Consider the following 13,964-nt stretch of genomic DNA (forward strand, 5'->3'; position numbering starts at 1 on the left):
GCCTTATTCGGTAATCTCCGTCCGGGTGATGAACTTCTGGCACCTGCCGGAAAGCCTTACGATACTCTGGAAGAGGTGATCGGCATCCGCCCGTCAAAAGGTTCTCTCGCAGAATATGGAGTAAGTTACCGTCAGGTGGAACTGTTAGAAGACGGAACCTTTGATTATAACAGCATCCGTAAAGCAATCAATGAAAAGACACGTCTTGTGGAGATCCAGCGTTCCAAAGGATACCAGACACGTCCGTCTTTCTCTGTAAAGCAGATTGGAGAACTGATTTCTTTTGTAAAGAGTATTAAACCGGATGTGATCTGTATGGTGGATAACTGCTACGGTGAGTTTGTAGATACCATTGAGCCAAGTGATGTGGGAGCTGATATGATTGTTGGTTCTCTGATCAAAAATCCGGGCGGCGGACTTGCGCCTATCGGCGGTTATATTGCAGGTACTAAGGAGTGCGTGGAGAATGCTTCTTACAGAATGACCTGTCCCGGACTTGGCAGTGAGGTAGGCGCAACTCTGGGAGTCAACCGTTCTTTCTTCCAGGGATTTTTCCTTGCACCAATGGTTACCAAGGGTGCGTTAAAGGGAGCTGTGTTTGCGGCAAATATTTATGAGAAACTTGGATTCCCGGTAATCCCGGATTCCACAGAGCCACGTCAGGACATCATTCAGGCAGTAAGCCTTGGCACACCGGAAGGTCTGATCGCGTTCTGTAAGGGTATTCAGGCAGCAGCTCCGGTTGACAGTTATGTGGATCCGGAGCCATGGGATATGCCCGGATATGACAGTCAGGTTATCATGGCAGCAGGTGCTTTTGTGCAGGGTTCTTCTATCGAACTTTCTGCAGATGGTCCGATGAAGCCTCCATATGCAGTGTATTTTCAGGGAGGACTTACCTGGGAACATGCAAAACTGGGTGTTCTGATGTCCCTGCAGAAAATGGTTGATAAAGGACTTGTAACTTTATGAAAAAAAGACAGGTAGTGATCACAGGAGCAGGAGCCTGTGGACTGATGGCAGCGATCATGGCAGCCCGAAACGGGGCAGCAGTCACTGTTCTGGAACAGAACGAGAAACCCGGAAAGAAAATCTGTGCTACAGGAAACGGCAGATGTAATTTTTCCAATCTTGCAAGACCTGATGATGCATACAGAGGCGAACATCCGGAATTTGTCGAAGATGCACTCAGAGAGTTTTCTGTCCAGAATACCATTGAGTTTTTCAAAGAGATAGGAATCTATCCTTTAAACAGGAACGGCTATCTTTATCCGAGAAGCAATCAGGCGCAGAGTGTTGTAGATGTACTGTGTATGGAGGCTGCCAGTCTGGGTGTGAAAATAAAGACAAACGAACAGGTTACAGAAATAAAAACCGGGACAAATGGAAAGAATTTCCAAATCCTGACAAAAGGATGGCACTATGATGCAGATGCACTGATACTTGCCAATGGATCCCGGGCATCTTCTGTTTCAGGTTCAGACGGCAGTGGATATATGCTGGCAGAGAGCTTTCATCACCGCATTGTCCCGGTTTATCCGGCACTTACTGCCCTGAAGTGTAAAGGTTCTTCTTTTAAGGCATGGGCAGGCGTACGTACAGAAGGAGAGATTTCTCTTTTTACAGATGGGAAATTCTGTAAATCTGAACATGGCGAGCTGCAGCTTACAGAATACGGAATCTCCGGAATCCCAGTGTTTCAGCTCAGCACTTATGCAGTACGTGCAGTCAGAGAAGGACATAAAGCAGAGCTCCGCATTAATTTCATGCCGGAGCTGTCAGAAGAAGAATTAAAGAAACTTCTGTATGCACGAAAGAAGGCATGTCCCTATAAAAAAGAAAAAGAACTCCTGGTGGGACTTTTCCCGGAAAAGCTTATCAAAATCCTTATATCACAAAAACAACTGGTTTCTGCCATAAGGGAATTTCCTCTTGAAGTGCAGGATGGTATGTCATTTTCACAGGCACAGGTCTGCTCCGGGGGAGTAGATACCTCACAGGTAAATTCTCAAACCATGGAGTCAAAGCTCTGTAGGGGTCTGTATTTTGCAGGGGAGCTTCTGGATATTGACGGTACATGCGGCGGATATAATCTGCAATGGGCATGGAGCAGCGGCGCAGTGGCCGGCAAAAATGCAGCAAAGGAGGAGAAAAATTGATTCGAATTTCACAGCTGAAACTTCCGATCACACATACAAAGGCACAGCTCGAAAAAAAGATTGCAAAAACATTAAAAAATCCCGGAAACAGTTTTACTTACGAAATAAGAAAGCAATCTCTGGACTGCAGACACAAAAATGACAAAATCTTTGTATATACTGTAGATGTAACGATCAGAGATGAACAGAAACTCGCCAAAAAAGTTAACAATAACAACATTATGTTAACAAAAGAGAAACCATATGAATTTCCCTCTCCGGGTGAGACACCTCTTTTACATTCTCCCGTTATTGTGGGAAGTGGTCCTGCAGGGCTTTTCTGCGGATGGTATCTTGCGAAGGCCGGATATTGTCCAATAATACTTGAACGCGGAGAAGAGGCTGAGAAACGTCAGAAAACAGTAGAGAATTTCTGGAAAAATGGTGTTCTTGACTCTGAGTCCAATGTACAGTTCGGAGAGGGCGGCGCCGGCACCTTTTCCGACGGAAAGCTGAACACGCTGGTAAAAGATCCTTACGGACGTAATCATGAGGTACTGAAGCGTTTCGTAGCTGCCGGCGCACCGGAAGAAATTATTTATCAGCAGAAGCCACATCTGGGAACGGATGTACTGGTTGGTATTGTTGAAAAAATGCGTCATGAAATCGAAGAAATGGGAGGAAAATTCTGCTTCCGTTCCAAGGTAACAGATCTGATTTTTGAGAACAATACATTAAAAGAAATTGAGATCAACAATGATAAGAGAATCCCTGCACAAGTCTGTGTACTGGCACCAGGACACAGTGCAAGAGATACTTTTGAAATGTTACAGAAACGTGGTGTTTATATGGAGCCAAAGTCATTTGCAGTGGGGCTGCGTATTGAACATCCTCAGGAAATGATCAATATGGATCTTTATGGAGAGCCTGAGAATGAATTACTTGGTGCAGCCAGCTATAAAGTAACCCATAAGTGTGCAAATGGCAGAGGTGTTTATTCTTTTTGTATGTGTCCGGGCGGATATGTTGTAAATGCATCCTCTGAACCCGGTCGTCTCGCAGTGAACGGAATGAGCTATCAGGCACGTGATTCCAGAAATGCAAACAGTGCCATGATCGTCACAGTTACACCAGAAGATTTCCCGGATAAAGGAGTTCTTGGCGGCGTAGAATTTCAGCGTGATCTGGAGAAAAAAGCATGGGAGCTCGGAGAAGGAAAAATTCCTGTTCAGCTGTTTGGTGATTTTTGCAAAAATCAGGCAAGTGAAGCATTAGGAGAGGTTACTCCCTGTATGAAGGGAGAATATATACTGACAAATGTACGCTCTGTTCTGCCAAAAGCAGTAGGCGATTCTATTGAAGAAGGTGTCAGAGCCTTCGGAAAACGAATTTCCGGATTTGACAGAGAGGATGCACTGCTCAGTGGCATTGAAAGCCGTACTTCTTCTCCTGTAAGAATCGTACGTGATCAGAAGCTCACAGCAAATATGGCAGGAATTTATCCATGTGGCGAAGGTGCAGGTTACGCAGGCGGAATCACAAGTGCTGCCATGGATGGAATCAAAGTTGCTGAGACTGTATGCCGAAAATATGCGGCTATAAAAAACAATTGATCTCTTAAGCGGGATATTACCGATAACCAGTAATCCAGTAACGTTACTGTTCACTCCGTTCACAGTAACGTAGCCAAAATTCATTCCAGATTGCCTGCGGCAATGGAATTTTGGCTTGTATGTCTCGGGATTTTGGCATATTCATGCCAAAACACCTCGCGGGACAGTGGTGTGTGAACAGTAACCCAGTAACTATAAAGTTCACATAAAAATCAGAGAGGAGAGTGTACATCTCTCCTCTTTTATGCTAGAATATAATTTGCAATTTGCCCAGAGGCTTTAGAGAGCACAGGCAGACTTATGAATAATGCAAATAATATTATGAAGCAGCTTCCCAGGGAACAGCGGCCGTATGAGAAATGCTTTATGCAGGGTGAGGGTTCATTAAATGACACTGAACTGCTGGCAGTAATCCTGCGCAGCGGCACTTCAGGAAAGAATTCACTGGCACTTGCACAGGAGATCCTGAAATTTATGGAGTCGTCCTCCTATCCCGGCCTTATGGGGCTTATGCATGTATCTGTACAGGATCTTATGAAGATTCATGGAATCGGACAGGTAAAAGCAGTACAGTTAAAATGCATTGGAGAACTTTCCAAAAGAATTGCCAAGGCTGCTGCCAGACCGCAGATAGTTATGAACAATCCCTCCTCCATAGCAGCTTATTATATGGAAGAACTCCGCCATGAAGAGCAGGAACTGGTGATCTGTATGATGTCAGATGTGAAAGGACATTTTCTGGGAGATAAGATACTGACCCGGGGAACTGCAACCGGTTCGCTGGTAACACCAAGGGAAATCTTCATGGAAGCCCTGCGCCGCCATGCAGTCAGTCTGATATTGATACACAATCATCCAAGTGGTGATCCTACACCAAGTCCGGATGACTTACAGATCACAGCCAGGATTTATCAGGCGGGGGAACTGCTGGGAATACATCTGCTGGATCATATTGTGATCGGGGATCAGAGATACTGCAGCTTCAGAGAAGAAGGATTATGGAATACATGTACAGAATAAGGCAACAACAAAGGGGCAGAATATGCTATTTGAGAAAACATATGGAATAGATTTGGGAAGCAGTTCCGTAAAAGTCTATTCTTTTTTCAGAAACAAAACTTATATCGAGAAAAATATGATCGCGTCCAAGGGACACACGATCATTGCAATGGGAAATGAAGCATACGATATGTTTGAGAAATCCCCCACAGATATTACGGTTACTTCGCCAATGACATTTGGCATGATCGCTAATCTGGAACTTCAGGAGATTGTTCTTTACAGTATGATCCGAAAGATCGATCATATCCTGGGATTTGGCGCAACAATGTATTTTACTGTTCCTCTGGATATGACTGCGGTTGAGAAACGGGCATATTTTCATGTGGCGAATGGTCACTGGTTAAAGAAAAATCGCGTATTTATGGTAGAGGCACCCATTGCAGATGCCATTGCCATGGGTGTCAATTTGGAAGATCCGGAAGGAAATATGATCGTAAATATCGGTGCACAGAGTACAGAAGTATCGATCATCACCGGAGGAAAGATCATTATCAGCAGGAAAATACCGCTGGGAGGCAGACAGATGAATGAATCTGTCTGCAGTGAAATACGTAAAAGATATAATCTGCAGATTGGCACAAGGACTGCCAAGAGGCTTAAGATGGTCATGGGACGCCTCAGTGATCCGAAAAAGGAAGTACGTAAGGTTGTAGGAATTGACTGTATTTCCGGATTGCCAAGAGAAGAAATCATTTCTTCTTATGTGGTAAATGACGGTATCATGAACTGTCTGAATGAGATTGCGGCAGAGATGAAAACATTTCTGGAGCGAATTCCTCCCCAGATTTCCTACCATATTGCGAAACAGGGGATTTACATAACCGGAGGCAGTACCAGACTTCCTTATATTGATAAATACCTTGCCAGTTATACAGGATTCACCTTTAATCTGTCAGATTTTTATGAAACCTCGGCAGTTACAGGTCTGGAGAAAATAATCAGAAATAAAGAACTGCGTGAATGGGCAGTACCGGTTACGCAGAGAAAACTATAATTTTTAGGGGTGCATCAATGAAAAACCTGAAAAAGAAAGTACATTTTAGGATTAAATTAAAAAGTAAACATCTTCTGGTCATTATGTCGATTTTCTGCGTCAGCTGTATTGCTGCCACTTTTTCATCCGGCGTAACCACTGCACCGCTGCAGGATGCCGCCGGGATACTGATCGTTCCATTTGAAAACAGCATCAATCGGATCAGTTCAGTTCTGAAAGGAATGCAGGACCGTATGCGTGATAAAGAAGAAATCCTCAGTGAGAACGAAAATTTAAAGGCACAGATAGACAGTCTCACAGAACAGAACAATAAACTGATCCAGGATCAGACAGAATATGTAAGATTACAGCAGATGTATAATCTTGACCAGCAGTATACCGAATATCCAAAGATTGCTGCAGAAATCATATCCAAAGATCCGGGCAACTGGTATGATACCTTTATGATCAACCGGGGATCTGCAGACGGCATTCGTGTGGATAATAATGTACTTGCAGATAAAGGTCTGGTCGGGATCGTGACAGAGGTCGGAACTCACTGGGCGACTGTACGTTCCATTATCGATGACAGCAGCAATGTCAGTGCCATGACTGTCAGCACACAGGATAACTGTGTGGTGGAAGGAGATCTGGAACTCATCGATGAGGGTAAATTAAGCTTCAGCCAGTTGTATGACCAGAATAATAAAGTAACAGTGGGGGAACGCATCGTTACCTCCAATATCAGTGAGAAATATGTAGAGGGACTATTTATCGGATACGTCAGTGAGGTGGAACAAAACAGCAACAATCTGACCAAAACAGGTACCATTGTCACACCTGTAGATTTCCAGCATCTGAAAAATGTACTTGTCATTACAGTAAATAAACAGGATTCTGTTAATGACAATGCTCAGGCAGCTCAGGAGGCGACTGCAAATGAAGAGTAAGATAGCGTTATTTTTTATGATCCTGATCAGTTTTCTTCTTCAGTGTACTCTTCTTCATGTGATATCCATCGGTTCTATCACGCCGAATCTGATCCTGATCCTGTGTATATCCATGGGGCTGATGCGCGGAAGAAAAAGTGGACTGTGGACAGGATTTTTCTGTGGATTTCTGGTAGACATGTTCTATGGCTCTGTGTTTGGTTTCTACGCTCTGATCTATATGTATATTGGCTTTTTAAGTGGATATGCCCACAGGATCTGCTATGATGATGATATAAAGGTTCCGGTTATGCTTGCAGGTATCGGGGATTTACTGTACGGACTTTCTGTCTATGCATTGCAGTTTCTGCTCAGGGGACGTCTGGGGCTCGGAACCTATTTATACCGGATTATTTTACCGGAGATTTTTTATACAGTGATCCTTACACTGATTGTTTACCGGGTATTTCATTATATTAATTATCATTTCATGAATAATCCATCAATGAAGGAAAGTGAGTCTATTTGGGTACTAAAATAAAAAGATTTTTTAAAAAGATACGAATAAAACGTACCACAGTACTGGTACTGGTTTTTGTATTTATGTCAGCCTCTCTGGTCCGTCAGCTTTTTGAACTGCAGATCATCCAGGGAGAGGCTTATATCAGCAAATTTGAATCAAGAACAACAAAAAAACGTGTGATCAAAAGTACGCGTGGCAATATCTATGACAGAAATGGTGAGGAGCTGGCAACAAATGTGCTGGCTTATTCTGTTACCTTTGAGGATAATGGAACTTATGATTCTACCAGAGAAAAGAATCTTACACTGAACGGGATTGCCTATAAAGTCCTGAAAATCCTTGAGTCCAACGGGGATTCCATCAGTACCGGCTTCCATATTGTTTTGGATGAGAGCGGGAATTATGCTTTTGATGTTGATGAGGGATTTACTCTGAACCGTTTTCGTGCGGATATTTACGGAGAACCGTTGATTGATAACCTGACAAAAAAACAGAAAAATGCCACTGCAGATCAGATGATCGAGTTTATGAGCGGAAAAGAGGGATTTTCCATTGTTCTTTACGGCGATAATGCTTATACCAAAGAAGAACTGACATCCCATGGACTTCCGGAGAGCCTGTCAAAGCAGGATATACTTGAGCTTTCCAAAATCCGCTATGCACTGAGCACTAACAGTTTCAAGAAGTACATGGCCGTTACGATTGCTTCAAATATAAGCGAAAAATCTGTAGCTGCAATCAGGGAAAATCAGCCGGAGCTTCAGGGAATTGACATTGTAGAGGATTCTGTCCGCAAATACATTGATGATGCAAGCATGGGACCAATTCTTGGTTATACGGGACAGGCTTCTTCAGAAGAGCTTGAAGAACTGAGACAGAAGAATCCTGATTATTCAAATGATGCGATCATCGGTAAATCGGGAATTGAGAAATATATGGAAACATCTCTTCAGGGAACAGACGGTGAAGAAACTGTCACTGTCGATAACCTTGGCAAAGTACTTAAGATTGACGACAGCACTAGAGTAGAACCTGTCGCAGGTAATGACACCTATCTTACCATAGACAGCAGCTGGCAGTCCGCTATCTACCAGATCCTGAAACAGAGAGTTGCCGGAATCCTTTTATCCAAGATTGAAGCATCCAAAACCTATGATTTCAGTGTAAATGATGCTGCACAGATTAAAATACCGATCTATGATGTATATAATGCCCTGATTGCCAACAGTGTCATCGATATCAATAAATTCAGTGATGCCAACGCTTCCGATACAGAAAAAAAATTATATGCCAAATTTCAACAGAAACAGCAACAGGTTTTTGATACAATAACTAACAGGCTGACAGCTGAGAATCCACCGGCCGTAAAAGATGAAGATGATCAGATCCAGGAATACCTTACTTATATCTGTGATGATCTTCTCAGAGATACGCTGGGGGTTATCTCAAAGAATGCCATTGATACCTCTGACAGTACTTATCAGAAATGGACAACCGATAAAGATATCAGTCTGAAAGATTATCTGACATATGCGGCAAGTCAGAACTGGATCGATATTTCCAAATTTTCTACAGAAGGAGATTATCTGGATTCCGATGAAGTATATCAGGCTCTTACAGATTATCTGATCGATTATCTTAAAAAAGACACCAATTTCTCAAAACTTCTATATAAGTATATGCTTCAGGAGGACACCATTTCCGGAAGCGAGATCTGTCTGGTGCTGTATGAACAGGGAGTTTTATCAAAAGATGATGGCAGTTACGAGGCACTGGCCTCCGGCTCCATGACAGCTTATGACTTTATGATCAATAAAATTTATACTCTCGAAATAGAACCTGCACAGCTTGCGCTGGAGCCATGTTCTGCTTCTGCAGTAATCACAGATGTCAAAACAGGGGATGTTCTTGCATGCGTATCCTACCCGGGATATGACAATAACCGTCTGGTAAATAACATGGATACGGATTATTATGCGAAATTATCTACAGATAAATCCAGTCCGTTTTTCAATAAAGCAACCCAGCAGACAGCAGCACCGGGTTCTACATTTAAGATTCTGTCTACAATTGCCGGAATGTCTGAAGGAGTGATCGATGACGGAACATACATTAACTGTACCGGCTCCTTTGATCTTGTAACACCTCCGATCAACTGCTGGAACAAACAGGGACATGGAGAGATCGAGATCAGGGAGGCGATTGAGCAGTCCTGTAACTATTATTTCAACATGGTTGGTTTTAAACTTGGTCAGGATGCAGACGGAAACTTTTCAGAAAACCGAAGCCTGAGTGTACTGCAAAAATATGCTTCAGAGATTGGTCTGGATAAGAAAACAGGTATCGAGATCACAGAATCCGCACCTCATGTGTCAGATTCCTACGCAGTCCCGTCTTATATCGGACAGGGTACCAATGCTTATACCACCAGTCAGCTGGCACGTTATGCAACAGCGATCGCTACCAGTGGAAATGTTTATGATCTGACTTTACTTGACAGACAGACAGATTCCAAGGGTAATACTTTAAAAAAATATGAGCCGGATATCATTAATACAGTTGATGTATCACAGAATGTGTGGGATGATATTCACGACGGAATGTACCGGGTAGTACAGACTCACAGACAGTTTGACGGACTTGGCATGGATGTGGCAGGTAAAACCGGTACAGCCGAGGTAAATGTTTATCATCCAAACCATGGTATGTTTGTGGGATATGCCCCGGCTTCAGATCCTGAATATGCGATTGCAGTGCGTATTGAGAATGGATATACTTCCGGTAATGCGTGTCTTGCAGCTGATGATATTTTTAAATATATCTTTGAATTAACTGATGAAAAGTCTATTCTTACCGGTGTTGCGGCAAGTGATACCAGTGACACTTCGAATGACTGAAACTACCATACAGGAGAATACCAGAAGAATGGAAATTTTTTCAGGGAGGAAATTGTAACTATGAGTGAAGTCATTGTGATTACTTCCGGCAAAGGCGGAGTAGGAAAAACCACAACTGTCGCCAATATCGGAACAGGTCTGGCTATGCTGGGCAAAAAAGTTGTTGTGGTTGATACAGATATCGGTCTGCGGAATCTGGATGTTGTTCTGGGCCTGGAGAACAGGATTGTCTATAATCTGGTGGATGTCATTAACGGAAGCTGCCGTCTGCGACAGGCTCTGATCAAGGATAAAGGACATCCCGGAATTATGTCTTCTGCCATCTGCGCAGACAAAAGACAAATCCGCTGTGTCTCCGGAACAGATGATAAAACTGACCGACGATCTGAGAGAACAGTTTGATTATATTCTTCTGGACTGTCCGGCAGGAATTGAACAGGGATTTAAAAATGCGATCGCAGGTGCTGATAAAGCCCTGGTAGTTACCACGCCGGAGGTTTCTGCGATACGTGATGCAGATCGGATCATCGGACTCCTGGAAGCCAACGAGATCAGAGATATCAGCCTGATCATCAATCGCCTGCGGCCGGATATGATTGCAAGAGGTGATATGATGTCCGTAGATGATGTAACGGATATCCTTGCTGTTGATCTGATCGGAACAATTCTGGATGATGAACAGATTGTGATTGCCACAAATCAGGGGGAGCCTCTTTCCGGGAAATCTTCTCAGGCAGAAGAAGATACATGAATATACTGTAAACGCCTTTTAGGTGAAGAGATTCCGTTTGCAGACATTAACAGGAAGCAGGGGTTATTAAGAAAAATAGGTAGTTTTTTCAAAAAGTAGCCTGTATTTATAAGGGGGAATCTGTGTGAAAGCTTTTTTTAAAGAAAAGAAGCGTTCAGCCGGATATGCAAGAGACCGCATGAAGCTTCTGCTGATCTCGGAACGTATCGACTGCTCTCCACAGATGATGAAAATGTTGCGGAATGATATGATACATACCGTAAAAAAATACCTTACTATTGATGAAGAACAGGTAAAAATCCAGATTACGCAGGAACCTGGACTGATGCTCCATGCGCTATACTCCTGTTTTAAACAAAAAGGATAACCGTTTGGTATCTTCACAGTTACTAAAAAGGACAGATAAATTATGTTAAAGCAATATAAATTAAGATTTTACAATTTCAGACTGATCATTTTCCTGCTGGCGATCAGCCTGATAGGAGTTACACTGGTAGGCACAGCAGCATCGGACCTGCGATCAAAGCAGTTTGCCGGAGTAATACTTGGACTTATTGTCATGCTGATCCTTTCTTTGCTGGATTACTCATGGATCATGAACTTTCAGTGGATCATGTATGGATTTAATATTATCATGCTGATCGTTGTGCGTATTGCGGGTGACAGTGCCAACGGTGCTGCCAGATGGATCGGTATCGGATCTTTCCGATTTCAGCCGACAGAATTATCAAAGATTATCCTGATCGTATTCTTTGCAAAATTTTTTATGGATCATGAGGAAACACTGAATACACTTAAAACGCTGGCATTATCCGGCGTGTTACTGGCAGTACCTCTGTTCCTGATCCTGGAACAGCCGGACCTGAAAAATACAATTACTGTTGTAGTAATTTTCTGTATTATGATCTATATTGCAGGTTTAAGCTATAAGATCATCGGAGGAGCACTGCTTATTGCTGTTCCATTGACCATTATTTTTTTATCAATTGTTGTCCAGCCGGATCAGAAACTGCTCAAGGATTACCAGAGAAGCCGTATCATGTCTTTTTTGTATCCGGAAAACGAAGAATACTCGGATGATATTGAACAGCAGAATAACTCTAAAACTGCAATTGCTTCAGGGGAACTGGTTGGTAAGAAATTAAGCGGTGATGACAGTACAACTTCTGTAAATCAGGGAAACTTCGTGGCAGAGAATCAGACAGACTTTATTTTTGCTGTTGCAGGTGAAGAGTACGGATTTATTGGATGCGTGATAATTGTATTGCTACTTTTGGCAATTGCCTTTGAATGTATCCGGATGAGTCTTCGGGCAAAAGATTTGTCAGGAAAGGTTCTTTGCTGTGGAATCGGCGGCCTGATCGCACTACAGAGCTTCATTAATATCTGTGTTGCAACAGGTCTTGCGCCTAATACGGGAACTCCCCTTCCTTTTGTAAGCTATGGACTGACTTCGCTGGTAAGTCTGTATATTGGTATGGGGCTTGTACTCAATGTAGGACTTCAGAGCAGCACATACAATAAAGAAATTATTCAAAAAGAAATTGACAGAAGAGAGGATTACTTATGAGAACAAAAAAGAAATCTTCCGGTAAAATACCGGAAAAGAAATCTGCTGTTCCATACAAATCTACAGCTCCGCACAGACACAAACCTTCCAGACCGCTTCAGACAGTCAAACTACCGAAATCGCAGATGCCATCCAGACAAACAGAGGAGCATCAGGCTTTGCTACGTACAAAATATCATAAAAAGCGTCAGAGATTAAAACATATATTCAGGATTCTGGTTGGTGTATTTGTGATTCTTGCAGCTGCCGGCGGTGTTTTTTACGGATGGAATATATTAAGCGGAAATTATCTTTGGTACTCCTGAACAGGCTTTTGATTCTTCTGAAGTTTTCACAAATGCCCTTGCAGCTAAGGAAAATATGAGAACAGAATCTTTCGCCCAGAAATTATGCGTTTCCCCCAAAGGAAATGTTGATCGTATTAAGAATGCCCAGCTGGAAGATGGACAGAAAGGGCTACTGTTCAGTCTGAGCAATCATAAAGTACTGTATGCAAACGGCATTTATGATAAGGTGTATCCTGCAAGTATTACCAAGATCATGACAGCAATGCTTGCATTACAAAGTGGAAGACTTGAATGACACTGTCACGATCACTCAGGATAATGTTACACTGGAGGATGGATCACAGGTCTGCGGATTTGTGGCCGGCGATCAGGTTACCCTTGATCAGCTTCTCCACTGTCTGCTTGTATATTCCGGCAATGATGCAGCTTCTGCCATTGCGGAATATGTTGGAGGCAATACAGAGAACTTCGTACAGATGATGAATGATTATGCCGCAAAGCTTGGATGTACAGGAACACATTTTTCCAATCCACATGGACTGCAGGATGAAAATCACTATACAACACCATATGATATTTATCTGATGCTGAATGAAGCATTCACCTACCCTGAATTTACAGAAATTACAGAGTTGCCGTCTTATACAGTAACCTATACAGGCTCAGACGGAACTGAAAAAAGCACCACGCTTACCGCAACAGACCATTATCTTACCGGAGAGGCAACAGCCCCAAAAGATGTTACAATTCTCGGTGGTAAAACCGGAACAACAGAAGTAGCCGGCAATTGTCTTGCAATCCTTACACAGAATGCATACGGAAAAACTTTTGTTTCAATTGTAATGGGAGCTGCTACGAAAGAACTTCTGTATCAGGAGATGAATTCACTGCTTCAGAATATCAACAGTTAGTCAATATAAAACGGATACAGTTATGATTAATTGTATCCGTTTTATGTTATCGAAAATTCTCCGCAATGTTTTTATAACACCTATAACATAATAAAGTCTTCCGACAGGGGTCGTACAAGACCATCCACTTTGCTGTTACAAGAATTCCGGTTACATAAAAGAACGAGGTGAAAGATCATGAATAACAATTGTATTACAACATACACAGGCAGACATATAGATCCATTACATCCGGATCCGGATATGATCTGTATCGAAGATATTGCACATGCCTTATCTTTGATCTGCCGCGGAAACGGACAGGTAAAAA

Annotated in this window: 13 protein-coding genes and 1 pseudogene; all 14 read left to right on the plus strand. The window is 42.7% G+C overall.

Annotated features, from left to right (window positions below; all coding sequences use genetic code 11):
• A partial coding sequence (locus AC075J_RS12785) for a methionine gamma-lyase family protein (RefSeq protein WP_476390392.1) occupies positions 1–972 on the plus strand: 972 nt, incomplete at its 5' end.
• Positions 969–2,159: a BaiN/RdsA family NAD(P)/FAD-dependent oxidoreductase gene (locus AC075J_RS12790; protein ID WP_055059503.1), complete on the plus strand. Its 1,191-nt coding sequence runs from the start codon at positions 969–971 to the stop codon at positions 2,157–2,159. The genes AC075J_RS12785 and AC075J_RS12790, both read left to right, overlap by 4 nt.
• Positions 2,156–3,751, plus strand: a complete 1,596-nt coding sequence (locus tag AC075J_RS12795; RefSeq protein ID WP_055059504.1) for an NAD(P)/FAD-dependent oxidoreductase — start codon at positions 2,156–2,158, stop codon at positions 3,749–3,751. Before AC075J_RS12790 ends, AC075J_RS12795 begins: the two co-directional genes overlap by 4 nt.
• A 300-nt stretch (positions 3,752–4,051) precedes the next feature.
• Positions 4,052–4,771 carry a RadC family protein gene (radC, locus tag AC075J_RS12800; protein WP_008703183.1) on the plus strand — a complete coding sequence of 240 codons (720 nt, stop codon included), beginning with the start codon at positions 4,052–4,054 and terminating at the stop codon, positions 4,769–4,771.
• Positions 4,772–4,793: 22 nt separating this feature from the next.
• Positions 4,794–5,807: a rod shape-determining protein gene (locus AC075J_RS12805; protein ID WP_022379976.1), complete on the plus strand. Its 1,014-nt coding sequence runs from the start codon at positions 4,794–4,796 to the stop codon at positions 5,805–5,807.
• Positions 5,808–5,824: 17 nt separating this feature from the next.
• Complete coding sequence (mreC, locus tag AC075J_RS12810) at positions 5,825–6,736, plus strand: rod shape-determining protein MreC (protein WP_020993912.1); 912 nt, start codon at positions 5,825–5,827, stop codon at positions 6,734–6,736.
• Positions 6,726–7,256: a rod shape-determining protein MreD gene (mreD, locus tag AC075J_RS12815; protein ID WP_055199504.1), complete on the plus strand. Its 531-nt coding sequence runs from the start codon at positions 6,726–6,728 to the stop codon at positions 7,254–7,256. Before mreC ends, mreD begins: the two co-directional genes overlap by 11 nt.
• Positions 7,241–10,135 (plus strand): penicillin-binding transpeptidase domain-containing protein, encoded by a 2,895-nt coding sequence (locus AC075J_RS12820; protein ID WP_055199503.1) that lies wholly within the window; start codon positions 7,241–7,243, stop codon positions 10,133–10,135. Before mreD ends, AC075J_RS12820 begins: the two co-directional genes overlap by 16 nt.
• A 60-nt stretch (positions 10,136–10,195) precedes the next feature.
• Positions 10,196–10,985 (plus strand): annotated as a pseudogene (minD, locus tag AC075J_RS12825) (septum site-determining protein MinD).
• Positions 10,986–11,010: 25 nt separating this feature from the next.
• The gene (gene minE / locus AC075J_RS12830) at positions 11,011–11,253 is read left to right on the plus strand and encodes a cell division topological specificity factor MinE (RefSeq protein WP_476390393.1); all 243 of its coding nucleotides are present in this window, start codon (positions 11,011–11,013) and stop codon (positions 11,251–11,253) included.
• A gap of 42 nt (positions 11,254–11,295) precedes the next feature.
• A complete protein-coding gene (locus AC075J_RS12835) occupies positions 11,296–12,456 on the plus strand; it encodes an FtsW/RodA/SpoVE family cell cycle protein (protein ID WP_008703169.1) in 1,161 nt (386 codons plus the stop codon).
• A complete protein-coding gene (locus AC075J_RS12840) occupies positions 12,453–12,761 on the plus strand; it encodes a hypothetical protein (RefSeq protein WP_476390394.1) in 309 nt (102 codons plus the stop codon). Before AC075J_RS12835 ends, AC075J_RS12840 begins: the two co-directional genes overlap by 4 nt.
• 55 nt (positions 12,762–12,816) lie before the next feature.
• Positions 12,817–13,038 (plus strand): hypothetical protein, encoded by a 222-nt coding sequence (locus AC075J_RS12845; RefSeq protein ID WP_476390395.1) that lies wholly within the window; start codon positions 12,817–12,819, stop codon positions 13,036–13,038.
• Positions 13,031–13,654, plus strand: a complete 624-nt coding sequence (locus AC075J_RS12850; protein WP_476390396.1) for a D-alanyl-D-alanine carboxypeptidase family protein — start codon at positions 13,031–13,033, stop codon at positions 13,652–13,654. Before AC075J_RS12845 ends, AC075J_RS12850 begins: the two co-directional genes overlap by 8 nt.
• The last annotated feature ends 310 nt before the right edge of the window (positions 13,655–13,964 follow it).

Source organism: Blautia sp. ZXY-1-C6 (assembly GCF_056339875.1).

Coding starts and splice junctions, on each gene's coding strand:
- AC075J_RS12790 (WP_055059503.1), top strand. CDS start 969: ATGAAAAAAAGACAGGTAGTGATCACAGGAGCAGGAGCCTGTGGACTG.
- radC (WP_008703183.1), top strand. CDS start 4,052: ATGAATAATGCAAATAATATTATGAAGCAGCTTCCCAGGGAACAGCGG.
- AC075J_RS12805 (WP_022379976.1), top strand. CDS start 4,794: ATGCTATTTGAGAAAACATATGGAATAGATTTGGGAAGCAGTTCCGTA.
- mreC (WP_020993912.1), top strand. CDS start 5,825: ATGAAAAACCTGAAAAAGAAAGTACATTTTAGGATTAAATTAAAAAGT.
- mreD (WP_055199504.1), top strand. CDS start 6,726: ATGAAGAGTAAGATAGCGTTATTTTTTATGATCCTGATCAGTTTTCTT.
- AC075J_RS12835 (WP_008703169.1), top strand. CDS start 11,296: ATGTTAAAGCAATATAAATTAAGATTTTACAATTTCAGACTGATCATT.
- AC075J_RS12840 (WP_476390394.1), top strand. CDS start 12,453: ATGAGAACAAAAAAGAAATCTTCCGGTAAAATACCGGAAAAGAAATCT.
- AC075J_RS12845 (WP_476390395.1), top strand. CDS start 12,817: ATGAGAACAGAATCTTTCGCCCAGAAATTATGCGTTTCCCCCAAAGGA.